We start from the raw sequence: 25,415 nt of genomic DNA on the forward strand, positions 1-25,415 counted from the left end.
GAAAAGAGAATTATAACCGTTTGATCTGGATATTTCTGAACGAAACGCCATTGCCATGATCCTGCAGGGCGATCCTTCCTTTCTGGAACATGCCGAAACCGGCCCAGTTCTTAAACTTGCTGGCGGCAATCATGTTCTTCCAGTTATCATCCCACATGGTAGTAGAAACCACTTTGGCGCCATTCTGAAAAAGATCGAGTTTGCCTTTATTGATCAGGATCTCGATCTGGTTCCACTGGCCCCAGGGGCGAACGTTTTCAGGTGTGCTGGCAATGAGATCATACAGGTCGCCGGCACGGTGTTTATTGATCTTTGCATCCCGGTGGCCATTGTTGTCAATGATCTGCATTTCGGGACCGGTCAAATAGGATTGGCCATATTTTGGATCTTCCTGGGTCAGAAAAATAATACCGCTGTTACCCGCCGAATCAATTTTCCATTCCAGCTTCAGGTGAAAGTTTTCGTATTCTTCATTGGTAACGAGGTCGCCACCGCCCGCGCCGTTCTTCCTGGCAGCGGGATCCAGGTATAAAATACCGTTTTGCACTTTCCAGGCCGAGCCATCAGACTTATTATTATAAACGTGCCAGTTGTCTTTTGAAGAACCATCGAACAGAACCTGCCAGCCATCATTTTTCTTTGAGGAACCTTTTGTAGCGTCGGTAGTTTTACTGGCGCTGTGACAGGCCAGTGTTAGAACCGGCAATAAAGCGATAATGAACTTTCTCATGAATTTATTCAAAATAAAATGTTCCCGTATCGGGAGCAATACATTAAAAAAGAGACCCCCGCTTTGGTGGAAGCAGGGGCTATAGTGATGTTACTGATTTTTTAACGAGAGAATGTAGCGAACCATTTCCTTAGCGCTGTCTGCACTCAGTGTTGGGTGAGGTGTCATGGGTACAGTGCCCCAGTTGCCTGAACCTCCTTTGATGATCTTATCGGCCAGCATCGTAATATTTTCATCTGTTGCTTCATATTTCTTTGCTACTTCAGTATAAGCAGGACCAATATTTTTTTCATTGATCTTGTGACAGGTAGTGCAATCCAGGGCGCCGATCATTTCCAGGGCCTTCTCATTGCCACTGGCTGCAGGTGCAGTGCTGGCATTATCTGCCGGTTTATCTTCCGTGCCCTTATTGGTATCTCCGGATCCGCAGGCCACCATAGCTGTACATAAAGCAGCAAAAACAACTAATTTCTTCATCGAAACAAAAGTTTAAGTTCAGAATTGTGCAAGTTATATATTTAGCAAATTACATTATTTTAATCCTAATACCGATCTGTTAAATTTTTCATCGCTGCCTGTGCCGGCGAAATCGTCAAAGGCTTTTTCGGTAACACGAATGATATGGTCTTTAATGAACACAGCTCCTTCTGCGGCGCCGTCTTCGGGATGTTTAATGCAACATTCCCATTCGAGCACAGCCCAGCCTGCATAATCGTAGGCTGCCAGTTTGCTGAAGATAGATTTAAAATCTACCTGGCCATCACCCAGTGAACGGAAACGGCCGGCCCGGTTGATCCAGCTCTGATAGCCGCCATACACGCCCTGTTTGCCGGTGGGATTGAACTCGGCATCTTTTGCATGGAACATGCGAATGCGCTCATGGTAGTTATCGATATATTCAAGGTAATCGAGGCACTGTAATACCAAATGAGAAGGATCGTACAGCAGGCATGCGCGCGGATGGTTATTGGTGTGTTGCAGAAAGAGCTCGTAAGAGATGCCGTCATGCAGGTCTTCCCCGGGGTGAATTTCATAACAGAGGTCAACACCGCATTCGTCAAATTCATTCAGGATGGGCAGCCAGCGATTGGCCAGTTCCCTGAAACCTGTTTCAACCAATCCGGCAGGACGTTGTGGCCATGGATATACGGTAGGCCACAAGAGCGCGCCACTAAAAGTGGCATGTGCATTCAATCCCAGGTTTTGAGAGGCTTTGGCTGCATAGCGTACCTGCTGTACAGCCCATTCTGTTCTTGCTTTGGGATTATTGCGCAATTTTTCCGGTGCAAAGCCATCGAAGAGGGTATCGTAAGCAGGGTGCACAGCTACCAGCTGCCCCTGCAAATGGGTCGACAGTTCAGTGATCTCGAGTCCGCATTCCTGCACAAGACCTTTTACTTCATCTGCATAGGTCTTGCTTTCTGCTGCCTTCTGCAGATCAATACAGCGGCTGTCCCAGGTAGGTATTTGAACACCCACAAAACCCAGGCTTTTGGCCCACTGGCAAATTGATTTCAGGGAGTTGAACGGAGGCTGGTCGCCCATGAATTGGGCGAGGAATAATCCGGGTCCTTTTATCGTCTTCATTAAATGGCGCTTTGAGATGAATGATTGGGGATTTATGTGTGCTACACTTCGAAGAGGGTCCATTTTTCTTTGCTGGCGCTGCTCTTAACTACGTTATCGATGAACGCCATGCCACGAACGCCTTCGTCTACCCGCGGAAAGTCGAGCATTTCTTTGCTGGGTTCTTTGCCTTCAATGTGCGCACCCAGGGTCAATGCGAAGTTGCGGTAAATATTGCCGAAAGCTTCGAGGTAACCCTCGGGGTGCCCGCCCGGCGTGCGGCAGTTATGTGTGGCGAAAGAAGACAAAACGCCTGTGTAGTTGGCGCCGGCGCGCAGGATCTGTGTCGGCTGATCGAGCCATTTAACGATAAGTGTATTGGGTTCGTGCTGTGCCCATTCGAGGCCGCCACGTTCGCCATATACGCGGATCTTCAATGCATTTTCTTCACCGGCCGCTACCTGTGAGGCCATCAATACACCGGCAGCACCATTATCGAATTTTAATAGAACGTTGCCATCATCATCGAGGTGACGGCCTTCTACCATCGTGTTCAGATCAGCGCAGAGATGGGTGATCTTTAAACCGGTAATATATTCTGTAAGATGAGCAGCATGGGTTCCTATATCGCCCATACAGCCGCTTTTACCCGATTTTTTCGGATCGGTTCTCCAGGCGGCCTGGGCATTGCCTTCGCGTTCAGACAAGCGGCTTAACCAACCCTGCGGATATTCCACATATATTTTTCTGATCTTGCCAAACTCACCGCCCTGTACCATGGCGCGGGCCTGCTTAACCATCGGGTAGCCGGAATAGGTATGTGTTAAGCACAATTGCAAACCGGTCTCTTCCACTTTTTTGCTTAACTGTTTAGCTTCGTCGAGGGTGAAGGTCATGGGCTTTTCTATCACCACATGAAAGCCATGGTCAAGCGCCATCATAGCTGGTGCAAAGTGAGCGAAGTTGGGCGTTACGATGGTCACAAAATCCATCCGTTTATCGGCCGGCAACTTGCTTTCTGCCTTGATCATATCTTCATATTTGGTATATATGCGGTCATCGGGCAGAAACAACATTTTACCAGATTCGATAGCCGTTCCGGGATTTATGCTCAAAGCACCACAGCTGAGCTCTATAAGGCCATCCATATTAGCAGCAATGCGGTGAACAGCGCCGATAAAGGCATCTTTGCCTCCACCTACCATTCCCATTCTTAATTTTCTGTTCATGAAATTGAAATTAGGAAATGTGAAAAAGGATTTGTTTTAAAATAAAAAATTACATTTACATGCTTTTGTGAATCTAACGAATTCATAATTGCATTCGATAAAGTTAGGTGGTTCGGTAAAAACTTTAAAAATTATCAATTACGAACCATATTTTAACCAAAAAAGATTTCTTGCCATGCAACAGCCAACTATACATCGCGGCCAGCTTTTCTGGGCCAGTTGTTTAGCTCTTTTAGTAACCTCTTTATCTTTCGGCATCCGCGCCGGTATCTTAAACCAGTTAGGGGAAGAATTTAACCTGAACGCTTCTCAATTAGGAACCATTGCTGCAACCGCTTTCTGGGGCTTTCCCCTGGCCGTGATCATCGGCGGAATGGTTGTGGATATTATCGGCATGAAAAGGCTCCTGCTGCTTGCCTGCCTGTTCCATTTGTTGGGTATCATATTAACTGTGTTTGCCAACGGTTACTGGACGCTATTTCTGTCTACCTTATTAATAGGCATTGCTAACGGAACTGTTGAGGCTGCCTGTAATCCCCTGGTCGCAGCCATTTACCCGGATAATAAGACCACCAAGCTGAATCACTTTCATCTCTGGTTCCCCGGTGGTATTGTTATAGGAACGCTCATCGTGTTCTTATATAATAAAGCAGGCATTGGGCCAATTGCGGGTATGGAACCCTGGCAGATACAGGTGGCGGTCATGCTCATTCCAACCTTAATTTATGGGTATATGGTAAGCCGACTGAAATTCCCCGTCACCGAACGGGTGGCTGCGGGCGTATCAACCGGTGAAATGTATAAATCATTATTGAATCCGTTGTTCATTTTCATGATCATTTGCATGTTCGGCACAGCGATCACCGAATTGTTCACCGGTCAATGGATCGATGTATTATTGAAGAATGTTACCGATAACGCTATTTTGATCCTTACACTGGAAACCGGTGTAATGGTCATCGGCCGCGGACTGGCCGAGCCGGTGGTGCACAGATTATCGCCGCAGGGCGTACTGCTGATCTCTGCCATGCTCTCTGCCATAGGCATTTACCTGCTGGGCCATACCACCGGAAATATGGTATTTGTGGGCGCCCTGATCTTCGGCATGGGGGTATGTTATTTCTGGCCTACAATGCTGGGATTTGTTTCTGAGAACCTTCCCAAAACAGGCGCCGTAGGATTGAACTTAATGGGGGGCGCGGGTATGTTTGCCGTGTCTGTTTATATGATGTTCATGGGCAGCCATTATGATAAACTGCTGGGCGAGAAATTGCCCGCCGGCGCCGATCTCAAAACCTACAATAGCGCGCCGCCCGGATCAGAAATGGCCAATACCCTTAACGAGGCCAAAAAACTGGCCGGTCCTGAGATATTAGATACTACTTTGATCATACCGGCCATCCTGGTGCTTGCATTTGCAGGATTGGTATTTTACATGCGGGGCAGAAAGAAGGCGGAATTGTTAACACCCGTTAGCGCATAATAATACTATCTTAACCTTTTGTAATATTTTAACGCTTGCGGTTTTACATTTAATCGTTTTTGCGAGAACAATTTGTAAATTTCAATCTTAACATTTAAACCAACATGGCCAATCAATCGAGAAGAGTTGCCATTAAGAACCTGGTAGCTGGCACTGCAGCGCTGGGTACGGCCAACATGCTTTCATCTTTTACCACTCCCGGGGAAACTAAATCCACTACTTTGAAAGGAAATATCAACCACTCCGTTTGTCGTTGGTGCTACGGGTCTATTGAGCTGGAAGAGTTTTGTGTTGCTGTAAAAAAAATGGGCATCAAAGCCATCGACCTCGTTGGTCCTAAAGACTGGCCTACCCTGCAGAAACATGGAATATTTTCATCCATGTGCAATGGTGCTGAAATAAACCTGGTAGATGGCTGGAATGATAAAAAGTTCCATGCGCAGCTGATAAAGAATTATACAGAAATGATACCCCTGGTAGCGAAAGCAGGTTATAAGAACCTGATCTGCTTCAGCGGCAACCGCCGGGGTATAAGCGATGAAACCGGCTGGAACAATTGTGCAGAAGGTTTGAAACAGGTCATGAGCCTGGCCGAGAAACATAACGTTGTGCTTGTCATGGAGCTGCTCAACAGCAAAGTGAACCATAAAGATTACCAGTGCGATAAAACCGCCTGGGGCGTAGAACTGGCCAAGCGCATCGGCAGCGAAAACTTTAAACTGTTATACGATATCTATCACATGCAGATAGATGAGGGGGATGTGATAAGAACCCTCAAAGACAATCACCAGTATATTGCGCATTACCATACCGGCGGTGTTCCCGGAAGAAATGAGATCGATGAAACCCAGGAGCTTTATTATCCGGCCATCATGAAAGCCATTCTGGATACCGGTTTCAAAGGATATGTGGCCCAGGAATTCATTCCCGCCCGCAAGACCAATGAAGAAAAGCTGGCATCGCTCGAAAAAGCTATTAAGATCTGTGATGTATAAAAACGAATATAATTTTTCATACGTCTTTCCATTTAATAAAAAACGATTGAACCATGGCAGATAATGTTTATGATGCTATTGTAGTGGGGTCAGGTATCAGTGGTGGTTGGGCTGCAAAGGAGTTAGCCGAAAAAGGATTAAAGGTACTGTTGCTCGAACGCGGTGAAAACATCGAGCATGTAAAAGGTTATACGAACGCCAACAAGGCCCCCTGGGAATTCCCACATCGTGGCGGTAAAACCCAGGAAATGGTAAAAGATTATCCCGTCCTGAACCGGGATTATCCATTGAACGAAATGAACCTGAATTACTGGACCAACGAAAAGGATTGTCCGTATACCGAAACAAAACGGTTCGACTGGTTCAGAGGTTATCATGTAGGCGGCCGTTCATTGATGTGGGGGCGCCAAAGCTATCGCTTCAGCGACCTCGATTTTGAAGCCAATGCCAAGGAAAAAATTGCCGTCGACTGGCCTATCCGCTATAAAGACATCGCTCCCTGGTACGACTATGTTGAAAAATTTGCCGGTATCAGCGGTACCAAAGAAGGGCTGGCCGTTTTGCCGGATGGACAATTTCAACCCGGCATGGAGTTGAACTGCGTGGAGAAAGATGTAGCCGCCCGCCTGAAGGAACACTACAAAGGTCAGCGTCATTTGTTCATTGGCCGGGTAGCCAATATTACCCAGCCTTTACCGGGCAGAACCAATTGCCAGTACCGCAACAAATGCTGGCTGGGTTGTCCGTTCGGCGGGTATTTCAGCACCCAATCATCTACATTGCCCGCTGCCATGGCAACCGGTAACCTCACCCTGCGTCCGTTCTCCATTGTAACAAGAGTATTGTATGATAAAGACAAGAAAAGAGCTACGGGTGTGGAAGTTATGGATGCGCAGGAAAACAAGACCTACGAGTTCAAATCGAAAGTGGTATTCCTCTGCGCTTCGGCCTTCAACAGCACCTGGGTATTGTTCAACTCTGCCACCGATGTTTGGCCTGGCGGACTGGGCAGCAGCAGCGGCGAGTTGGGCCATAATGTGATGGACCACCACTTCCGTGTAGGCGCTGAGGGCATTGCTGAAGGATATGAAGACAAATATTATTTCGGCCGCCGCCCAACCGGTTTTTATATTCCACGCTTCCGGAATGTAGGCAACGATAAAAGAGATTATACCCGTGGATTTGGATACCAGGGTGGCGCCAGCCGCCAGGGTTGGAACCGCCAGATCGCGGAATTGAGCATTGGCGCAGAACTGAAGAACGCCCTCGCTGAACCAGGCCCCTGGTCGCTGGGTATGACCGCCTTTGGCGAAATTCTGCCCTACCACGAGAACAGGATCTCACTCGATAAAACGAAAAAAGATAAATGGGGTTTGCCCGTGCTGGCCATCGATTGTGAATTGAGGGAGAACGAAATGAAAATGCGGGTAGATATGAAGAATGATGCTGTGGAAATGCTGACCGCCGCCGGTTTAAAGGATGTTAAAGCCACGGAAAGCGAATATTTCATGGGTATGGGCATTCATGAAATGGGTACCGCCCGCATGGGCCGGGACCCCAAAACCTCGGTGCTGAATGCACATAACCAGGTTTGGGATGCCCCCAACGTTTATGTAACAGATGGCGCCTGCATGACTTCGGCTGCCTGCGTTAACCCCTCACTTACCTATATGGCATTGACGGCCCGCGCCGCTGACCATGCCGTAAGTGAATTGAAAAAAGGAAACCTGTAGGGCCAATTTGCTAATGTGCTGATTAACTGATGTGCTAATGCAATTATGCACGAAGCATAACTTGTAAAAGGCTCATATATGTTGTGAAGACAGTTAAAAAAATATTTTAAATTACACGCTGCTTTACTTTATTGGAATGCGTCTTTAAACTGTATTTCATTAGCACATTAGCACATTATCAAATTAGCAAATTATGCCAGGAGATTCTCTAAACGTACACCTAAACACGAAAGCAACCGCACAAAATACCTATGATGCCATTGTGATTGGATCTGGAATAAGTGGTGGCTGGGCCGCAAAGGAATTATGCGAAAAAGGTTTGAAAACATTGGTGCTGGAACGGGGTAGAAATGTAGAGCACATAAAAGACTACGCCGGAACAGAAAAGAATATCTGGGAACTGACCCACCATATGCGACTGTCTGAAGAAGACCGGAAAAACAGTCCCATCCAAAGCAAATGTTATGCTTTTGATGAAGTTTCAAAAAAGTTCTTTGTCAACGACGTTGAAAATCCATACAACCAGGTAAAGAAGTTCTACTGGATCCGCGGTTACCATGTAGGTGGCCGTTCGCTGATGTGGGGCCGTCAAAGCTACCGCTGGAGCGACCTCGATTTTGAAGCGAATGCCAGAGATGGTCATGGTGTTGACTGGCCCATCCGGTACAAAGACCTGGCGCCCTGGTATAGTTACGTTGAAAAATTCGCGGGGATCAATGGTAATAAAGACGGTTTGCCGCAATTGCCCGATGGTGAGTTCTTACCTGCCATGGAAATGAACTGCCTCGAAAAACATGTGGCGGCCAGCCTGAAGCAAAACTATAACGACCGGGTTATGATCATGGGGCGTTCTGCGAATCACACAAAACAGGTGGGAGATCGCGGGCCCTGTCAGTACCGCAACAAATGCCATCAGGGTTGTCCCTTCGGTGGCTATTTCAGCAGTAACTCGGCTACTTTACCAGCAGCCCGGGCTACCGGCAATATGACCTTAAGGCCGAATTCGATTGTACTTGAAGTGCTGTATGATAAAGATAAGAAGCGTGCTACGGGGGTTCGCATTCTCGATGCCGAGACGATGAAAACGGAAGAGTATTATGCAAGGATCATTTTCCTGAATGCTTCTACCCTGGGCACTGCACAAATTTTATTACAATCTGTTTCGGATGCATTTCCGAATGGTTTGGGTAACAGCAGCCAGCAGGTAGGGCATAACCTCATGGATCACCACTATGGTGTGGGCGCCCGGGGCGAGTTTGATGGGTTTTCAGACCAATACTATTATGGTAGAAGACCGAATGGCATTTACATCCCCCGCTTCAGGAATATCAATGAGAAAACAAAACGCAGCGACTATGTGCGCGGTTTTGGTTACCAGGGCGGCGCTCAGCGCGGCCGCGTTGATCATGCAGATGGCATCGGGGTTGAACTGAAAGAAAAGCTAACCGAACCCGGTAACTGGACGATGCAGATAGCTGCCTGGGGTGAGCATTTACCATATTATGAAAACAAGGTAACCTTAAATAAAGAGAAGAAAGACAAATACGGATTGCCAACGCTCGATATCGATTGTGAATTCAAGGAAAACGAGAAGATCATGCGAAAGGATATGATGGAGAGCGCTCAGGAAATGCTGGAAAAAGCAGGATTGAAAAATGTAAAAACATTCGATAACAATCCCCCGCCCGGATTCTGTATCCATGAAATGGGTACTGCGCGGATGGGTAAAGATCCTAAGACTTCCGTGTTGAACGGTTTTAACCAGATGCATGAAGTAAAGAATGTTTTCAATACCGATGGCGCCTGTATGGCCTCATCAGCCTGCCAGAACCCATCGTTGACCTATATGGCGCTTACGGCCCGGGCAGCGGATTATGCGGTAAATGAATTGAAGAAAGGGAACCTGTAGAACAATGTGATAATGTGATAATTCAATAATGTGATAATTTGATAATGTGATAATGGTTTTATACTGAACCCGACTATTATCAGGCAGGTTAACTGATCTAAAGACTTTAAATTATTTCAAATTCTCAAATAGATTCATACTTCAAATTAATAATTATGAACAGAAGAGACGCTTTATCCCGTGTTGCTTTGTTGTTGGGGGGAACGGTAATAGGGGCTGAATTCTTTCTGAGCGGTTGCACCAACAGTGATAAAAAAATTGGCCAGTCTGTTGACTTTACGGCCGACGATATCGCTTACCTCGATGAAGTAGCGGAGACCATCATACCTGCTACAGATACCCCCGGCGCTAAAGAAGCCAAGGTAGGCGCATTCATGACCGTTATGGTCAAGGATTGCTATAAGGAAGACGATCAAAAGGTCTTCCTCGAAGGCATGAACAAGCTGAATGAAGCAGCAAGGAAAAAATTCAATGGCAACGGGTTTATGAAAATAACCCCTGAACAAAGAAAAGAGCTGCTGACAGCCATCGATAAAGAGCAAAAGGAATATGCGAAGAACAAAGAAAAAGATGCCGCAGCCCATTATTTCACAATGATGAAACAGTTAACGCTGTTAGGTTACTTTACATCAGAACCCGGCGCCACCAAGGCATTGCGTTATGTGCCTGTTCCGGGCCGTTTCGAAGCCTGTATTCCGTATAAAAAAGGCGATAAGGCCTGGGCTTTATAAAAGAATAAGACAAAAGAGCCAAACAGTCAAAAGAGTTATAAGCGTCAAAGGAGTCAAAGAAGTCAAAAGAATTTTGACCATTTTGACTCCTTTGACTTGTGTCACTTATGTTGATAGTTCCTGTGTCAGTTCCTGATATTCATTTCGGGGTTCTATCTTAAATGAATTAATTACAACAACCAATTTCATGTACAACAGAAGAAGTTTTCTCAAGGCAACCGGAACATTGGCTTCTGGATTACTCGTTTCACGATCAGTTTTTTCCATGGATGAACCGGAGGCTAAAGGCGCTATTAAAAAATTCGGCCTGCAGTTATATTCGCTGCGCAGCGACCTGCCTAAAGACCCCAAGGGCGTTTTGAAACAGGTAGCCGGCTTCGGTTATAAACAAATTGAAAGTTATGAGGGCAAGGATGGTATGTTCTGGGGCATGACCAACAAGGAATTCAAAAAGTATATGGATGAGCTGGGCATGACCATCGTTTCGAGCCATTGTAATATCAATAAAGATTTTGAAACGAAAGCGGCAGAGGCTGGCGAAATAGGTATGAAATATTTGATCTGCCCGAGCCTCGGCGGCGCCAACAAATCAATTGATGATTTCAAAAAGGCCGCTGAGAAATTTAATGCCTGTGGCGAGATCTGTAAAAAGAACGGATTACGTTTCGCTTATCACAACCATGGTTACAGCTTTACCGAAATGGAAGGTCAGCTTCCGCACGATGTGCTGATGCAAAACACCGATGCCGGCCTGGTTGACTTTGAAATGGATATTTACTGGGTAGTTACAGCCGGCGCTGATCCTATCGCCTGGTTCAACAAATACCCCGGCCGGTGGAAGCTCTGCCATGTAAAAGACCGCAAAAAAGGCGCTGGTGCAAATGATCATGATGCTTCTGTTGACCTGGGCACAGGCAGCATTGATTTTAAAAAGATCTTGAAAGCGGGTTCTGCCAAAGGACTGGAATATTATATCGTTGAGCAGGAACGTTACGATAACAGCACACCGCTGAAAAGCGCCGAAGCAGACGCGAAGTATATGAAGAAATTTAAGATGTAGATTGACATTCGTTTAATATTGGAAGCCTGAAAGGATTTCGGTTCTTTCGGGCTTTTGTTTTTGTTACAGGTTGCAGGGATTTCAAGAAATAAGCCGTATAACCTGAAACGTGTAACCTGTAACCCTTCTTTCTTTACCTTTAATAAAACACTATATGCTATGCGAAATTTATTTTTCTTATTTCTTGCATGCTTTCTTCTTACGGAAACCCGGGCCCAGGATAATGATGAACAGGCGATCCGAAAGATCTTAGGAGATCAAATCACGGCCTGGAACAATGGCAACCTGGAAGTATTTATGAAAGGTTACTGGAACAGCGATTCGCTGATGTTCATTGGAAAAAGCGGGGTGACCTACGGTTACCAGAACACCCTGATGAATTATAAAAAGAATTACGGGAATGCCGACGCCATGGGCACCCTCTCCTTTGACCTGGTGAAAGTACAGCGGCTCTCGCCCGAATACTATTTTGTCGTAGGCAAATGGCAGCTGAAACGGACAATCGGCGATGCGGGTGGCCATTATACTCTTCTCTTTAGAAAGATCAACGGGGCCTGGGTGATCATAGCTGATCATAGCAGCTAACTGACTGAACATTCATCGTTCAACTTTGAAGGCCAATGCATAAAAGGTTGCTGGCCTAACACTTTTGTTGAGCTGATTTCCCGGCAATTGTGAACTTAGTAACCACCCTGTTTAGGGGCCAGGGGCTGTGTAATAAATTCACGCTCATACCGTTTAAAGAAGTCAACCAGGCCGTAGATTTGTGCCGCCGGATGTATAATATCCTAATTGAATATTAATGAGAAAGATTATCACGCTGTTATGTTGCCTGCCCCTGGCGACAGTTGCCCAGAATTTCCATTTTTCCGCCCGCGTTGGGATTGCCAATTACCAGGGCGATCTGCAGGAGAAGAATATAACCTTTAAACAGGCAAAATTATTAGGGTCATTCGGCGCCCAATACGACCTCTCCGAACATTTTACAGCCCGTACTTATTTAACACTTACTTCCTTACAGGCCGACGATAAAAAAGGCTCTGCCGGTATGCAAAGGCGCAACCTGAATTTTGCTTCCAGGGTCTTTGAATGGGAGCTTGGCGCACAGTATAATATTCTGAGTTTAAATAATTCCTGGATCACACCCTATGTATTTGCAGGAGTGGGTTTGTATAATTTCAAACCCTATACCCGTACGGAAGATGGCACGAAGACCTACCTGAAACCATTAAGCACAGAGGGACAAGGCATTATTCCCGGTAAAAAAGAATACAAGCTCACACAGTTCAATATTCCTCTGGGTGTTGGCGCCACCTATGTTATTACCGAAGATATCCGGGTTGGCCTGGAGCTCGGCTACCGCAAGTTGTTTACCGATTACCTCGATGATGTAAGTGCTGAATATGTAGACCAGGGTGTTTTGCTGGCTGCCAAAGGGCAAACCGCTGTTGACCTGGCTTACCGGGGCGATGAAGTAGGCGCCGGCGCATATCCGGCTGCAAAAACACCCCGTGGCGGCGCCAATGAAAAAGACGGTTTTTATTATATGGCCCTTACGGTTACCGTACGTTCATTTATCGATCAGTACAAACGTATTGCCGGATTACCATCCTATCATAAAGATAAAAAAGTGGGTTGTCCGGCCACCAGGTTTTAACCGTGTGGAAATTTTTTCTTCCAGATGCGGACAAAAAGATAAATAAGGGTGGTGAGGCTGGCGACGCTCCAGATATAAAAGATGATATTTCCAACTGTGACGGTTGTATGGGGTACCATTAGGTCATTATAGGCCCCGATGCCCAGCGTTAGGGTAAGCCATAAGAACATTAAAAAAACCGTCCAAACGATGCGCTTCAGAAAATCTTTAATATCATCTTCCATGATGCAAATATTAGGAATGAATCTAACAGCAAGGTAAGATAAATAAGAAGTATGCCAGTTGATACCGGTGTGCCCGCATCAATTGATCAGCAAACTTTTGAAATCTGTAGAGTCGCCGCTAAAGGCATTGAAATCAACTTTGCAGAAGATCCCGTTCACATGGCCCTGTTCGCTGTATTGCCAGAAATGCCAGTCGCGGTAAATGCGGGGTTTTTCTTTTTGCAGGTAATGGGCCACCCACAGCGGATAATCGTCGAATTCATCTTTTAAAACCTGCTGGTAAAAGTCAACATTGGCATAAATGATGGGTTTTACTCCATAATAGTTCTCTACGGTTACCAGCCATTCATGAACGCGTTCGCGTACTTTTTTGTAAGGCACGCCATAGGTGGCTTCTACATCCAGTACGGGCGGCAGATCGCCGGGCGCCAGTTCTACTGTTTTTATGAAATGTTCGGCCTGCGCCTTGCCGTTTTTGGTGGCAATGAAAAAATGATAAGCGCCCCGGGCCAAACCGGCCTCTTTGGCGCGCTTCCAGTTACGTTTAAAAAAGCGGTCCTCACTCATCAGCCCTTCTGTAGCCTTAATGAAGGTAAACCCAACTTTTATTCCTTCTACATTCATCGCTTTTACACTTTCCCAATCGATGGTTTCCTGATAGCGGGATACGTCGATACCATGTATAGTATAACGGGTGGGAATATCAATGCCAAAAGCTTCGTACCGGGCAAAATGGGCCCGCCTTTCCTGCCACCATTCATACACGCGTAAAAATAACATAAATATGGTGGCGGCTACGATCAGTCCTACTACGAGTTTCCAGACAATGGCTACCTTTTTTCTATTTGCCATAAGGGTACACAAATATATTGGAGCGCTTAAACAAAGCGATGATATAATCTGTTGAAGTGGAAAATTTTAACTCTTTTAAACGTTAGGGTACATAAAACATTGTCTTTATGGCAATGAACCCTAATTTTACACTTCTATGCCCGCAATTAACTGGCACGATAGTTTCAATTTATTATCGAGGTTAACCCCCCGGCGGGCCTGGAATGCGGGTAAAGTATTAAGTAGTTATTATATAAGTAAGATAACCGGCAAACCAGTGCAGTGGGGGTATCCGATCTCTATTTCTTTCGAGCCTACCACATCGTGCAACCTTCGCTGTCCCGAATGCCCCAGCGGATTAAGGGCGTTTACCCGCCCTACGGGTATGTTGCAAAAAGATTTCTTCCGGCAAACAATTGATCAGTTATCGCGCGACCTGCTCTACCTGGTATTTTATTTTCAGGGTGAGCCTTACCTCAACCCGGGGTTCCTTGACATGGTAAAATACGCATCGGACAAAGGAATTTATACGGCCACTTCTACCAATGCACATTATCTCACCGATGAAAATGCCCGGAAAACGGTAGAAAGCGGCTTAGACAGGTTGATTATTTCCATTGACGGTACCACCCAGGACGTATATCAGCAATACAGGGTGGGCGGAAAATTGCATAAAGTGTTGGAGGGGGCCCGGAATATTGTGAAGTGGAAAAAAGAATTGAAGAGCAAAACGCCGTTTGTGTTCTTCCAGTTCCTGGTAGTTAAACCAAACGAGCACCAGATAGAAGCGGTTAAAGCGCTGGCAAAAGAGATAGGGGTAGATGAAGTGCGGTTCAAGACAGCCCAGGTATATGATTATGAGAACGACCCCAACCAGTTGATCCCTACTATTGAAAAATACAGCCGTTACCGGAAGAACCGGCAGGGACAAATGGAATTTAAAAATAACCTGCAGAACCATTGCTGGCGTTTATGGCACGCCACGGTCATCAGCTGGGATGGTTTGGTTGTGCCCTGCTGCTTTGATAAGGATGCGCAGCATACTTTGGGCGATCTTAAAGGAAAAAGCTTTAAAGAGGTATGGCATAACGATAAGTATAAACGCTTTCGGGAACAGGTGCTGTCTGGCAGGAAAAATATTGATATCTGCGCCAACTGCAGTGAGGGCACCAGGGTATGGGGCGATTGACCATTACAGGAAATACTTATCCCTGTCAGGAAAAATTATATAAACCAGCCTGGAATCGTGTTAGATTGATGGTAAGCAAGCAGAAAAAATGTAATTTCGAAATTCAAAATTGGTTTAGCAGCAAAACATTTCTGCGTTAGGTCAAAACAGTAGGCCAGACCATATAACCCCTAGCAACCGATAGAACCTCAGAACCCAGAAACCTCATCCTCCCCAGCCTGACCGCAGAAGTAATTAAACGAAGTACCATGTCTTTGTCTGCATCTGTTTGTAGTAGGTTGCAACATCAGCATGAAGCCATTCCTGAATTGTTGAATGGTATTTCAGAAGAAAAATTAAAGCAACGAATACATAAAGATAAATGGAGCGCATTTGAACAGCTGGCGCACCTGGTTTCGTACCAACCTGTTTTTTTGCAACGGTTGCAAAAAATACAAGCGATGAATGAACCAGTGTTCGATCGGTATGTAGCCGATGATGACCCTGCTTTTATAGCATGCTGTAGTAGATCGATACATGAATTGCTGTCTGATCTTGCGGGTCAACGAACGGATATTATTAATCATCTTATGACATTAACCGGGGCAGCTGTAAGCAAAGCCGGCCGTCATCCTAAATATGGTTTATTAACTGTGGCGGAATGGACGGAGTTCTTTCTACTGCACGAAGCCCATCATGTATTCAGCATATTTATGCTGACGCGGTTGAGCCGCGAGTAAGTACTATCAGGTATGTGATTTGAATATTTACCATTAACTCCTGTGTAATTGTAATGCCATGAGTATTGAAAAAGATATACAACAGACTAAATTCCGGAACGAGTATCATAAAACCGTGGTCAATCTGATCTTTACATATAACTGGATAACAGAAAAGACCAAGCAGTTTTTTGATAAAGGTGATATAACTTCCCAACAGTATAATATCCTCCGCATTTTGCGGGGCGCCGGAAAACCCTTGTCAACCCTGCAGATCCGTCAACGGATGTTGGACAAAATGAGCGATACGAGCCGTATTGTTGACAGGCTGGTAAAGAAGGAACTGGTTCAGAAAGTTATTTGCAAAACCGACCGCCGGCTGGTTGACGTAACCATTACCGACATGGGGATGCAATTGCTCGACAAGCTCGACAGTTATAACGAGCAGATGGATGCGATGCTTGGCAGCCTTACTGAAGAAGAAGCCAAAATGTTAAATGATCTACTTGATAAAATAAGAAGCTCAGAATAACCGTACTTTGTAATTACATCCGTTAATCTTTAATCCGAATATGAAAAGAACTACATGCCTGATGGTAGTGGCCTGTTTTTTAGTGTTTAATGTAGTAGCGCAACCTAAATATGAATTTAGGGCGGCGTGGATCGCTACAGTAGATAATATCGACTGGCCCTCACGCGGTAACTTTAGTACAGAAAGTCAGAAAGCAGAATATATAAATCTGCTTGAAATGCATAAGCGTAATGGCTTGAACGCCGTTATCGTACAGGTACGACCCTGCGCCGACGCATTTTATCCTTCGCAATACGAGCCCTGGAGCCAGTGGCTTACCGGTAAACAAGGTAAGGCGCCAACGCCTTATTACGACCCGCTGGCATTCATGGTAGAGGAGGCCCATAAAAGGGGCATGGAATTCCACGCCTGGTGTAATCCTTACCGTGCCGAATTTGCCATTGGCAAATCTTCCATCGCGCCCAATCACATCACCCGCACGCATCCCGAATGGTTTTTGAGCTATGGCGGAACCCGCTATTTCGACCCCGGTAACAAGGAAGCTCAAAACTACGTGGTGAACGTGATCCGGGATATCGTGAACCGGTACGATGTAGATGCCATTCACTTTGACGATTATTTCTACCCATACCCCATCTCAGGGAAAGAGTTCCCTGATAAGGAATCTTATGAGAAATATGGCAATGGCTTAAGCCTGGCCGACTGGCGGCGCAGCAATACCGACTCCATCATTTTAAAACTGAGCAATGCGATAAAAGAAGAGAACCGTCTTTGCCGTTTCGGCATCTCGCCCTTCGGCATCTGGAAGAACCGCAGCCAGGACCCCGAAGGCAGCGACACCAAGTCCCTCACCAATTACAACGAACTGTATGCCGACATCGTGCTGTGGTTGAAAAGCGGCTGGATCGACTATGTGGCTCCCCAGATCTATTTCGAGTTTGGTCACCCCAGGGCAGCTTATGAAGTACTGCTCGACTGGTGGGCCAAGCATAGCTACGGCAAACATTGTTATATTGGCCTGGGTATCTTCAAGGCCGGAACCAATGCGGCCTGGCGCGATAAGACCCAGTTGCCCCGGCAAATACAGGCTATGCGTAAATACCCTGAAATACAAGGCGCTATCTATTTCAGCACCCAGTCATTTGTAAAAAATCCAATGGGTTGGAACGACAGTCTTCGTTACAATTATTATAAAGAGCCTGCCATGATACCGCCCATGCCCTGGATCGATTCATTGCGGCCCGAAAGCCCCGATGTGGTTTCAATAAAACCGGTAGATACCGCCCTGCGGATAGAAGTTGTGCGGACCGGTGTTCAGACCAAAAAGATAAAATGCTACCGCTTATACGCTTGCTACAACGAGGAGTTCAATAACAATAATTTTTATAATGCCCAGCTGATCGGAAGCCGCTTTGATTCAGGCGATAGCTGTGTATTTTTTGCACCGCTGCGCAACGACCGCAAATTTGTACGCTTCTATGTAACCTGCCTCGACGACGAAAATAATGAAAGCAAACCTTACCCAAACTGGCCCATAAAGCTGGAAGCGGTAAAGGTCGACCGCCTGGGCTGGACCCTTACCAAAGAACCCAATGCCGTGGCTAATAATTAGGCAAAAGCAGAGCCACAAGGCAATAGGCAATAAGCAATAGGCAAAAGGCAGAGCCATAAGGCAAAAGGCAATTAGCAATAAGCAATAGGCAATAAGCAATAGGCAATTAGCAATAGGCAATAGGCGATAGGCAATAGGCAATAGGCAATAGGCACAAAAAATTCAAAGGATTAAAGATAGGGGGCTTCCTGCAAAGGGAGCCTCTTTTTGTTTCATTTCAGTTTCGGGCAAAATTTAGGTGCTTAGTGGGCATCGACCATCGACTAATAACCATTCCCATCGGCCCCGTTTTATCGAACCGGCCCCCACTATTGCCCGAAATCTCTACCTTTGCTGTCCAATAATTTAGCCATTCAGCGTTAATGGAGAGCATTTTAGATCAATACTGATCAAGCGAAACGACAAACCACAAACAAAAACCATAAACAAATTCGATATGCCTGGCTTTGAACTTTTTGGCGCCGATGAACGCAAACATGTAAATGATGTCATGGAAACCGGTATCCTGATGCGATTTGGTTTCGATGGAGCCCGTAAAGGGATCTGGAAAGCAAAAGAACTGGAAGCCGCTATCAGTAAGAAATTTGGTTGCCAGTTTACCCATCTGGTTTCCAGTGGAACCACCGCCCTCACCACCGCGCTGAGCGCACTGGGCATCGGTTATGGCGATGAAGTGATCATGCCCACCTTCACTTTTGTGGCCAGCTTTGAAGCCCTGATCAGCGTAGGCGCCGTGCCCGTACTGGTAGATGTAGACGATACCCTCACCCTGAACCCGGATGCCGTACGCAAAGCCATTACCGCCAAAACGAAATGCGTAATGCCTGTGCATATGTGTGGGGCCTCAGCGGATATGGACGCACTGCAACAGATCTGCAAAGAACATAACCTGTTATTGCTGGAAGATGCCTGCCAGAGTTTTGGCGCTACGTATAAAGGAAAATACCTGGGAACCATCGGCGATGCCGGTACCTATTCATTCGACTTTGTAAAAACTGTTACCTGCGGTGAAGGCGGAGCGATTGTTACCAACCGCGCAGATGTATACAGCAACAGCGACGGTTACAGCGATCATGGCCACGACCATAAAGGTGTTGACCGTGGGGCCGACCTGCATCCATACCTGGGTTATAATTTCCGCATTTCCGAACTGCATGCCGCAGTGGGTTTGGCCCAGTTCAATCGCCTAGAAGAATTTCTGACCAAACAACGCGCCGGACATGCCCAATTAAAAGCCATCCTGGCGCAGGTACCGGAAATTAGTTTCCGCCGGGTGCTCGATGAAGCGGGTGACAGCTGCACTTTCTTAAGCTGGTTCCTGCCTACTGCCGAGCTTACCCAGGCTGTGGTGGCTGAATTAAAAGCCCAGAACAGCTGGGGCGGCAATTTCTACTGGTTCGATCATAACTGGCATTATATCCGCAAATGGGAACACCTCAAAAAAGGCATTACCCTCAATGCACTGCATCCTGATTACAAAGCAGCCATCCTGCAACAAACTAATAAAGATTTCTCAGCCAGCGACGCTGTTATGAGCCGCGGCATTACTACCCAGATCTCATTGCTGCCTACAGAACAGCAAATGAAAGAGAAAGGTGAGAAGATCGTGAGCGTGGTTAAAAAGGTACTGGCTGCACAAAAGATATCTGCCTGATAATAATTTTAGAAAGCGGACGGCGTTTAGAAGAATGATCGCTCAGATCATCTTCTAAACGCTTTTAATCTTCCTGTTTCAACGATGAAAACAACCGTTATCTCTATAAAAACCGGAATGTTCATATGCCTGGGCGCCATAATTATACTGGCCGGCTGTAAAAGCCAGGACTCGCAGCATGATGCGGTGGCCGGTAACCTGACTGACTCTGCCCGGAAAGCACAGGATCGCATCGATAGCCTCAGAAAGACCCACTACTTAAATAATGACCTGTCGATTATTTTTCTCGATGCCACTTCCTGGATCATGCAAACGCAAATGGCTTTAACCAAAGCAGAAATGGCCGGCAATAAAAAAGAGATGGTGGATAGCATTCTCATCAACAGCACAAAAGGCGATACCTTATATTTAACCCTGCGCAGAATGTACGAGGCCGGAGCTGTATTTGCAGATAATTATGCAGAAAAAGATCAGTTCAGGGCCATGCGCGAGCCCGACAGTTCAAAACTCTGGCTGCAGAAATATTTTAAGGAAAGCACTCCCTCAGAAGCGCTCAAAACATTGGGCAAATTCCAGAACGATGTAACGGCCATCAATAAGATAGTGAGGAAGTAAGACCGGTGAAAGATGTGTCTTGAATATCCGTCGCGTTTAACGTCGTTCCTCCGGCGTAAAGGGAATAACCGCGACAGCGGAGCAGCGCGGCGAATGAACCACAAACCACAAACAACAAACCACAAACTCTTAAGGTCCTTTTCCCTCGAGCTTATCTACATGGTCCAATGATCCCAACCTGAATCGAAGTGGAATTCGGGTTGCTTTTTCCAACTGCAGCTCCTTTTTACAAAAAAAGCCAAACTGAATCGTATATAGATTGTTACCTATAGTGTTAATGTTCGGCCGAACCGGGATCTGCGCCCGATCGCTGAACTTTGGGCGTTTTAGCGTATGAAAACCAACTGTTAATAACTTTTCAGGCAGATCATACATAGATATTGCGGCCACCTTTTCCGGTGAAAACAACGCCTGACCAGCAGGTATATTTACCTGGTTTTGAGCCAAAACAGCCCCCGTTTTAAAACAAAAAGCCGCAAAGACAATAATTTTATAAAATCGTTGCACAACGTTGATTACATTTGTCTGTAAATTTACGGCCTGATTTTTGTGGTTGCGGCGGATTTTTTAAATTTTTTTTGGGTGACTAACTGACTAAAATATTGACGCACATGGCATTGAGTCAAAGTTTACAGCAAAAGCTACTACAAAAACTTTCTCCACAGCAGATTCAACTGATGAAACTGTTGCAGGTGCCTACAGCTAATCTGGAAGAACGGATCAAAGAAGAGCTTGAAGAGAATCCGGCTTTGGAATTGTCGGAGGAGAACCATGACGAGCAATACGATAATGAAACCAAAGACGAGTTCGATAGCAGTGACGAGGAGGATTTTGATGTAGACGGAAGTGAAGACGAATATGACAATATAGATATTAGCGAATATGTAGGAGATGAAGATGGCGAAATTGCTGATTACAAATTGCGGGATGATAACTATCCCGAAATGGACGACAAAAAGGTAGTTCCATATAAAATAGAAACGTCTTTTCATGAACACCTGTTGGGTCAGTTGGGCATGTTGAAGATGAGCGATAATGAACGCAGGATTGCGGAACAGATCGTAGGCAGTATTGACGATGATGGGTACCTGCGCCGGGAAACTGCTGCCATTGTTGACGATCTGGCTTTTAGGCAGAATATTGAAACGAATGAACAGGAAGTAGAGAAGGTGATCAGGCTGGTACAACAGTTCGATCCGCCGGGAGTATGCGCCCGCGACCTGCAGGAATGTTTGTTATTGCAATTGTACCGTCAGCAACGGGAAGGCAAGAATGTTGACAAAGCCATTGACGTTCTTACCGAATATTTTGATGAGTTCACCAAAAAGCACTACGATAAAATTCAACGGGGCCTTAACCTCGACGACGAGCTGTTGAAAGAAGTGATCAGCCAGATCATTCGCCTTACACCCAAACCGGGCGGTAACCATGCCGATATCAACAAGGCGGAAAGTTATGTAGTACCGGATTTCTTTGTTTATAACAACGGGGGCAAGCTGGAGTTAACGCTCAACTCGAAGAATGCGCCTGACCTGCGTATCAGCGAAGGGTATCGCGATATGCTCCGCGAATATGATAAAGGCAGCAAAAAAGACAAACGCCAGAAAGAGGCCATTCTCTTCATTAAGCAAAAAATAGACGCTGCCAAGTGGTTCATCGATGCCATTAAACAGCGGCAGCATACACTGAGCAGTGTAATGGAAACCATTATGAGCTATCAGCGCGAGTTTTTCCTTACGGGCGACGAAACCACGCTGAAGCCTATGATCCTGAAAGATATTGCCGAACGCACCGGCCTCGATATTTCCACCGTAAGCCGCGTGGCCAACAGCAAGTTTGTACAAACCGAATTTGGAACCTACCGGCTGAAATTCTTCTTTAGTGAATCGCTCAGTACCGATAGCGGCGAAGAAGTTTCTACCCGGGAAGTAAAGAAAATTCTCAGCGATCTTATAGAAGGCGAAAGCAAGAAGAAACCCCTGAGCGACGAAAAACTCACCGAGCTATTGCAGGAAAAAGGTTATAATATTGCACGCCGAACCGTTGCCAAATACCGCGAACAATTGAATATTCCGGTGGCCAGGTTGCGGAAAGAACTGTAATAGCAATTTGTTTATGTCAACAACACCGCTTACTGCCCTGCCCCCAAAAGAACCAGCGCTCATCAGGGCTTTGGCTCATTTTTTCTCTTATATATTTCATCCTTTATTTATCCCGGCCTATGTGACCGCCTTCCTGTTGTTTGTTGATCCTTATTCATTTGCCGGGGTACAGTATAAATACAAAATTTTCAGGCTCATTTCAGTGCTCTTCAATACTGCGGTGATACCCGGTTTTGCAGTCTTCCTCATGTGGCGGCTGAAGCTGATCCAATCCATGCATCTGCGTACACAAAAAGAGCGGATCATTCCCTATGCCGCCGCCATGATCTTTTACTTCTGGGCCTGGTATGTATTCCATAACCAGAAAGATAATCCACAACCATTTCTCGATTTCTTACTCGGCTCCTTCCTGGCTGTTTGCGCCGCCTGGTTCTTAAATATTGTTACCAAGGTAAGCATGCATGCCATTGGTGTGGGTGGACTGGCATTGTTCTTCCTGTTACAGGCATTTACCGAACAGGACGTAACCGGCGTTTATTTTTCCTTCGCTATACTGATAGCCGGCTTGGTGTGTACCAGCCGCCTGATCGTTTCAGATCATACACAACGCGAGATTTACCTGGGCTTCTTTGCCGGCGCCCTTTGCCAGTTGCTGGCCATGTGGCTTCAATAAAATAAAAAAAGCTCAACGGGTGAGCTTTTGAACGCGCCCGAAGAAGGTTCAGCCGGGCGGGCTTCCATCATCTGAAGTTGGTGTTGGTTAACTATTCAGTACTTTAGACTTCTGTATATAGCTTTTCGTGGGATGGTAAATGAACAGGCAACTACCATCCTTGATCGTTTGAATAACTTTTCCGGTTTCTTTCTGCGGAAGTGCCGGGCATCCGAAGCTGCGGCCATTGAAAGGGCTGCGGCTTAAAAAGCTGGCGCCAACATAGTTTGACCCGTGAATAACAATATTCCGCTCGTCGGCTTTGTCATTGATATTTTTTTCCAATCCTTCGATCTTCAGGGCCAGACCATGGCTGCCGTAATAAGTATTTCCGGTTACATAAAAACCCAGACTGCTTTTGTGCGATTCAGGACTGTTTGAGAAAGAACGGGCATATTCTCCACCAGAGTTGCGGCCATGCGCCACCCAGGTATTGATCAACACTTTCTTTTTGGCCATATCAATCACATAAAACCGTTTTCTGCGTGACGACTGGCTGAAATCGCAGATGGAAAGCACCTGGTCCTTCATCACTTTTCCGCGCTCTACCAGATTTTTATAACCTTTCAGCGCATATTCAAAAGCTTTGGTCGACAGGCCTAATTTTTTCAGGTTCATGGAACTGTACAGGCTCCTGGCTTCTTCTGCGAGCATTTCTGCAGCCGATCTTGTAACTACGGTGCTTGTTGCGGTAACCGGAACGGCGGCATTCGGCGCACTCACCACAACCGGCTTTCTCTCTTCACTTCCTGTACCGGAGGATACCACCGGCGACACTGCCAAAAAGCACAACAACACTCCAAACGACATTGACTTATGTGACCGTTTCATGGGACTAATAACGTATAAAAACTATTTGCAACTAATTGATGAAAAACAATACGGTTGTAGAACGAAGCTTTGCGAAAAATATTTTCGCATTTTAAGCGCTGATAGCCGTGTTTTCCGAAATTTTGGCAATAGTATGTATATCGGGGTATTTGCTGGTAAGAGAATTCCCTTATTGATAGTAAGTATTTGGGAGACAGTTATTTGTTGCTCCCTTCGCTCCGCTTTTCGATATTGAATTCCGAGGCGTAGATCTTGATCAGCACAAGGAAAAGGGATATTAAGATCGGACCGAATATGAGACCGATAAACCCAAAAAGGCTTACCCCGATAATTACGCCAAAGCCGGTAATAAGAGGATGCACGTCGCCGATCCGTTTCAACACCCAGAAGCGGAACAGGTTATCAACCGACCCAATGACGCCAAAACCGTATAAAAGCATGATCAGGCCCTTGCCATTGCTGCCGGCGGCGAAGAACAAGAGGGCAACCGGCACATAGGCCAAAGCGGCGCCCACTACAGGCAGCATACTCGTGATACAGGTGATCACAAACCAAAACCATGGTTCTTCAACCCCCAGGATCAGGTAACAGATAAGACCGAAGATACCCTGGATAATGGCAATGAGTGGAATACCGATCGCGTTCGAGTATACCATGCTGTTGAGCTCTTTGCGTAAGAGCAGGGTGTTTTCATCTTTGAGCGGCACCCAGTCATAAAAGTTGGATTCCATTTTACGCCCATCAACGAGCATAAAAAATAATATGAAATACATGATGATGATGCCGGTGAGCGTATTAAAGGTAGCACCAAGGATCTTTGGTACCGTATTGCCGCCCCAGGCGGTTATCTTCTCAAGATTGGTGGTGGTAAGGATCTGGATCTTGTAGCGGGCTTCCAATCGTTCAACAAATGCTTGCAGGCTGGCAAGCACTTCCTGCGAATGCTCCATGGCAAAGGCGATCTTTGAAGTAAGCATGTTCACCACCAGGAAGATAGGCAACAGGATGATGACAAAGGACAGCAGCATGAGCAAGGCGGCGGACAAACCTTTTTTCCATTTATACCGGCCCTGTAAAACGAACATCCATTTGCGAAGCAGCACATACAAGGTGTAAGCACCAAGAAAGGCCGGAATAAGGCTTCTCAATTGGTTGAACAGTACAATGCCAAGCGTAATGATGGTAGCCAGTATAAGTATCTGCCTTATAAAATTATTGGGTATTTGCTGCTTCATGCTGGTTGTAACTTAATGAATTAACTCATAATAGCAAAAGCTATTCCGCCAAAATAACAAAGGCTCCAGAAGGAGCCTTTGTTAACT

At 46.0% G+C, this 25,415-nt stretch carries 24 protein-coding genes; 16 read left to right on the forward strand and 8 right to left on the reverse strand.

Going from position 1 to position 25,415, the window contains the following annotated elements:
- Positions 1–10 precede the first annotated feature (10 nt).
- From JT717_RS23350 to JT717_RS23365, 4 genes are all read right to left on the reverse strand, one after another.
- Positions 11–730, reverse strand: coding sequence for a 3-keto-disaccharide hydrolase (locus tag JT717_RS23350; protein ID WP_205513455.1), 720 nt, complete (start codon positions 728–730; stop codon positions 11–13).
- 90 nt (positions 731–820) lie between these two features.
- Positions 821–1,207 carry a c-type cytochrome gene (locus JT717_RS23355; protein WP_205513456.1) on the reverse strand — a complete coding sequence of 129 codons (387 nt, stop codon included), beginning with the start codon at positions 1,205–1,207 and terminating at the stop codon, positions 821–823.
- A gap of 54 nt (positions 1,208–1,261) precedes the next feature.
- Entirely contained in the window at positions 1,262–2,317 is a 1,056-nt protein-coding gene (locus JT717_RS23360) for a sugar phosphate isomerase/epimerase family protein (RefSeq protein ID WP_205513457.1), read from the reverse strand.
- A gap of 41 nt (positions 2,318–2,358) precedes the next feature.
- The gene (locus JT717_RS23365) at positions 2,359–3,525 is read right to left on the reverse strand and encodes a Gfo/Idh/MocA family protein (RefSeq protein WP_205513458.1); all 1,167 of its coding nucleotides are present in this window, start codon (positions 3,523–3,525) and stop codon (positions 2,359–2,361) included.
- A 175-nt stretch (positions 3,526–3,700) separates the two neighbouring features.
- On the opposite strand from JT717_RS23365, the gene JT717_RS23370 reads away from it, so the two are divergent.
- The 8 genes from JT717_RS23370 to JT717_RS23405 all read left to right on the forward strand — a co-directional run bounded on the left by JT717_RS23370 (position 3,701) and on the right by JT717_RS23405 (position 13,093).
- Positions 3,701–5,008 carry an MFS transporter gene (locus tag JT717_RS23370; RefSeq protein WP_205513459.1) on the forward strand — a complete coding sequence of 436 codons (1,308 nt, stop codon included), beginning with the start codon at positions 3,701–3,703 and terminating at the stop codon, positions 5,006–5,008.
- Between the two features lie 104 nt (positions 5,009–5,112).
- Positions 5,113–6,003 (forward strand): hydroxypyruvate isomerase family protein, encoded by an 891-nt coding sequence (locus tag JT717_RS23375; RefSeq protein WP_205513460.1) that lies wholly within the window; start codon positions 5,113–5,115, stop codon positions 6,001–6,003.
- A 53-nt stretch (positions 6,004–6,056) separates the two neighbouring features.
- Positions 6,057–7,736: a GMC oxidoreductase gene (locus tag JT717_RS23380; protein WP_205513461.1), complete on the forward strand. Its 1,680-nt coding sequence runs from the start codon at positions 6,057–6,059 to the stop codon at positions 7,734–7,736.
- Between the two features lie 193 nt (positions 7,737–7,929).
- Entirely contained in the window at positions 7,930–9,645 is a 1,716-nt protein-coding gene (locus JT717_RS23385) for a GMC oxidoreductase (protein WP_205513462.1), read from the forward strand.
- A gap of 155 nt (positions 9,646–9,800) precedes the next feature.
- Positions 9,801–10,376: a gluconate 2-dehydrogenase subunit 3 family protein gene (locus JT717_RS23390; RefSeq protein ID WP_205513463.1), complete on the forward strand. Its 576-nt coding sequence runs from the start codon at positions 9,801–9,803 to the stop codon at positions 10,374–10,376.
- A 187-nt stretch (positions 10,377–10,563) separates the two neighbouring features.
- Positions 10,564–11,436: a sugar phosphate isomerase/epimerase family protein gene (locus JT717_RS23395; RefSeq protein WP_205513464.1), complete on the forward strand. Its 873-nt coding sequence runs from the start codon at positions 10,564–10,566 to the stop codon at positions 11,434–11,436.
- 159 nt (positions 11,437–11,595) lie between these two features.
- The gene (locus JT717_RS23400) at positions 11,596–12,021 is read left to right on the forward strand and encodes a YybH family protein (RefSeq protein WP_205513465.1); all 426 of its coding nucleotides are present in this window, start codon (positions 11,596–11,598) and stop codon (positions 12,019–12,021) included.
- Between the two features lie 217 nt (positions 12,022–12,238).
- Positions 12,239–13,093, forward strand: a complete 855-nt coding sequence (locus JT717_RS23405; protein ID WP_205513466.1) for a DUF6089 family protein — start codon at positions 12,239–12,241, stop codon at positions 13,091–13,093.
- On the opposite strand, the gene JT717_RS23410 is transcribed toward JT717_RS23405, so the two are convergent.
- The gene (locus JT717_RS23410) at positions 13,090–13,317 is read right to left on the reverse strand and encodes a hypothetical protein (protein WP_205513467.1); all 228 of its coding nucleotides are present in this window, start codon (positions 13,315–13,317) and stop codon (positions 13,090–13,092) included. The genes JT717_RS23405 and JT717_RS23410 overlap by 4 nt on opposite strands.
- Positions 13,318–13,395: 78 nt before the next feature.
- On the reverse strand, positions 13,396–14,169 hold the full coding sequence (locus tag JT717_RS23415; RefSeq protein WP_205513468.1) for a glycoside hydrolase family 25 protein: 774 nt from the start codon (positions 14,167–14,169) through the stop codon (positions 13,396–13,398).
- Positions 14,170–14,305: 136 nt separating this feature from the next.
- On the opposite strand from JT717_RS23415, the gene JT717_RS23420 reads away from it, so the two are divergent.
- The 8 genes from JT717_RS23420 to JT717_RS23455 all read left to right on the forward strand — a co-directional run bounded on the left by JT717_RS23420 (position 14,306) and on the right by JT717_RS23455 (position 23,223).
- Positions 14,306–15,337 (forward strand): radical SAM/SPASM domain-containing protein, encoded by a 1,032-nt coding sequence (locus JT717_RS23420; protein WP_205513469.1) that lies wholly within the window; start codon positions 14,306–14,308, stop codon positions 15,335–15,337.
- Positions 15,338–15,585: 248 nt separating this feature from the next.
- Entirely contained in the window at positions 15,586–16,056 is a 471-nt protein-coding gene (locus JT717_RS23425) for a DinB family protein (RefSeq protein WP_205513470.1), read from the forward strand.
- Between the two features lie 58 nt (positions 16,057–16,114).
- Positions 16,115–16,567 (forward strand): MarR family winged helix-turn-helix transcriptional regulator, encoded by a 453-nt coding sequence (locus tag JT717_RS23430; protein ID WP_205513471.1) that lies wholly within the window; start codon positions 16,115–16,117, stop codon positions 16,565–16,567.
- A gap of 40 nt (positions 16,568–16,607) precedes the next feature.
- A complete protein-coding gene (locus tag JT717_RS23435) occupies positions 16,608–18,179 on the forward strand; it encodes a glycoside hydrolase family 10-like protein (protein ID WP_205513472.1) in 1,572 nt (523 codons plus the stop codon).
- 436 nt (positions 18,180–18,615) lie between these two features.
- On the forward strand, positions 18,616–19,833 hold the full coding sequence (locus tag JT717_RS23440; RefSeq protein ID WP_205513473.1) for a DegT/DnrJ/EryC1/StrS family aminotransferase: 1,218 nt from the start codon (positions 18,616–18,618) through the stop codon (positions 19,831–19,833).
- Between the two features lie 84 nt (positions 19,834–19,917).
- Complete coding sequence (locus tag JT717_RS23445) at positions 19,918–20,448, forward strand: hypothetical protein (RefSeq protein WP_205513474.1); 531 nt, start codon at positions 19,918–19,920, stop codon at positions 20,446–20,448.
- A 611-nt stretch (positions 20,449–21,059) separates the two neighbouring features.
- Positions 21,060–22,550 (forward strand): RNA polymerase factor sigma-54, encoded by a 1,491-nt coding sequence (rpoN, locus tag JT717_RS23450; RefSeq protein ID WP_240348384.1) that lies wholly within the window; start codon positions 21,060–21,062, stop codon positions 22,548–22,550.
- Between the two features lie 13 nt (positions 22,551–22,563).
- Positions 22,564–23,223, forward strand: a complete 660-nt coding sequence (locus JT717_RS23455; protein ID WP_205513475.1) for a hypothetical protein — start codon at positions 22,564–22,566, stop codon at positions 23,221–23,223.
- Between the two features lie 87 nt (positions 23,224–23,310).
- On the opposite strand, the gene JT717_RS23460 is transcribed toward JT717_RS23455, so the two are convergent.
- A complete protein-coding gene (locus tag JT717_RS23460; protein WP_240348386.1) occupies positions 23,311–24,093 on the reverse strand; it encodes a murein L,D-transpeptidase catalytic domain family protein in 783 nt (260 codons plus the stop codon).
- 197 nt (positions 24,094–24,290) lie between these two features.
- Positions 24,291–25,328 carry an AI-2E family transporter gene (locus JT717_RS23465; protein WP_205513476.1) on the reverse strand — a complete coding sequence of 346 codons (1,038 nt, stop codon included), beginning with the start codon at positions 25,326–25,328 and terminating at the stop codon, positions 24,291–24,293.
- Positions 25,329–25,415: the final 87 nt, after the last annotated feature.

Origin of the sequence: Longitalea arenae (assembly GCF_016924755.1) — a bacterium.
Classification (GTDB): Bacteria; Bacteroidota; Bacteroidia; order Chitinophagales; family Chitinophagaceae; genus Niastella; species Niastella arenae.

What these genes read in the sequence shown, in the direction of transcription:
- JT717_RS23425 (WP_205513470.1), top strand. Translation starts at nt 15,586, where the DNA reads ATGTCTTTGTCTGCATCTGTTTGTAGTAGGTTGCAACATCAGCATGAA.
- JT717_RS23410 (WP_205513467.1), bottom strand. Translation starts at nt 13,317, where the DNA reads ATGGAAGATGATATTAAAGATTTTCTGAAGCGCATCGTTTGGACGGTT.
- JT717_RS23460 (WP_240348386.1), bottom strand. Translation starts at nt 24,093, where the DNA reads ATGAAACGGTCACATAAGTCAATGTCGTTTGGAGTGTTGTTGTGCTTT.
- JT717_RS23360 (WP_205513457.1), bottom strand. Translation starts at nt 2,317, where the DNA reads ATGAAGACGATAAAAGGACCCGGATTATTCCTCGCCCAATTCATGGGC.
- JT717_RS23465 (WP_205513476.1), bottom strand. Translation starts at nt 25,328, where the DNA reads ATGAAGCAGCAAATACCCAATAATTTTATAAGGCAGATACTTATACTG.
- JT717_RS23395 (WP_205513464.1), top strand. Translation starts at nt 10,564, where the DNA reads ATGTACAACAGAAGAAGTTTTCTCAAGGCAACCGGAACATTGGCTTCT.
- JT717_RS23365 (WP_205513458.1), bottom strand. Translation starts at nt 3,525, where the DNA reads ATGAACAGAAAATTAAGAATGGGAATGGTAGGTGGAGGCAAAGATGCC.
- JT717_RS23415 (WP_205513468.1), bottom strand. Translation starts at nt 14,169, where the DNA reads ATGGCAAATAGAAAAAAGGTAGCCATTGTCTGGAAACTCGTAGTAGGA.
- JT717_RS23355 (WP_205513456.1), bottom strand. Translation starts at nt 1,207, where the DNA reads ATGAAGAAATTAGTTGTTTTTGCTGCTTTATGTACAGCTATGGTGGCC.
- JT717_RS23430 (WP_205513471.1), top strand. Translation starts at nt 16,115, where the DNA reads ATGAGTATTGAAAAAGATATACAACAGACTAAATTCCGGAACGAGTAT.
- JT717_RS23370 (WP_205513459.1), top strand. Translation starts at nt 3,701, where the DNA reads ATGCAACAGCCAACTATACATCGCGGCCAGCTTTTCTGGGCCAGTTGT.
- JT717_RS23400 (WP_205513465.1), top strand. Translation starts at nt 11,596, where the DNA reads ATGCGAAATTTATTTTTCTTATTTCTTGCATGCTTTCTTCTTACGGAA.
- JT717_RS23350 (WP_205513455.1), bottom strand. Translation starts at nt 730, where the DNA reads ATGAGAAAGTTCATTATCGCTTTATTGCCGGTTCTAACACTGGCCTGT.
- JT717_RS23375 (WP_205513460.1), top strand. Translation starts at nt 5,113, where the DNA reads ATGGCCAATCAATCGAGAAGAGTTGCCATTAAGAACCTGGTAGCTGGC.
- JT717_RS23445 (WP_205513474.1), top strand. Translation starts at nt 19,918, where the DNA reads ATGAAAACAACCGTTATCTCTATAAAAACCGGAATGTTCATATGCCTG.
- JT717_RS23420 (WP_205513469.1), top strand. Translation starts at nt 14,306, where the DNA reads ATGCCCGCAATTAACTGGCACGATAGTTTCAATTTATTATCGAGGTTA.
- JT717_RS23455 (WP_205513475.1), top strand. Translation starts at nt 22,564, where the DNA reads ATGTCAACAACACCGCTTACTGCCCTGCCCCCAAAAGAACCAGCGCTC.
- JT717_RS23385 (WP_205513462.1), top strand. Translation starts at nt 7,930, where the DNA reads ATGCCAGGAGATTCTCTAAACGTACACCTAAACACGAAAGCAACCGCA.
- rpoN (WP_240348384.1), top strand. Translation starts at nt 21,060, where the DNA reads ATGGCATTGAGTCAAAGTTTACAGCAAAAGCTACTACAAAAACTTTCT.
- JT717_RS23380 (WP_205513461.1), top strand. Translation starts at nt 6,057, where the DNA reads ATGGCAGATAATGTTTATGATGCTATTGTAGTGGGGTCAGGTATCAGT.
- JT717_RS23390 (WP_205513463.1), top strand. Translation starts at nt 9,801, where the DNA reads ATGAACAGAAGAGACGCTTTATCCCGTGTTGCTTTGTTGTTGGGGGGA.
- JT717_RS23440 (WP_205513473.1), top strand. Translation starts at nt 18,616, where the DNA reads ATGCCTGGCTTTGAACTTTTTGGCGCCGATGAACGCAAACATGTAAAT.
- JT717_RS23435 (WP_205513472.1), top strand. Translation starts at nt 16,608, where the DNA reads ATGAAAAGAACTACATGCCTGATGGTAGTGGCCTGTTTTTTAGTGTTT.
- JT717_RS23405 (WP_205513466.1), top strand. Translation starts at nt 12,239, where the DNA reads ATGAGAAAGATTATCACGCTGTTATGTTGCCTGCCCCTGGCGACAGTT.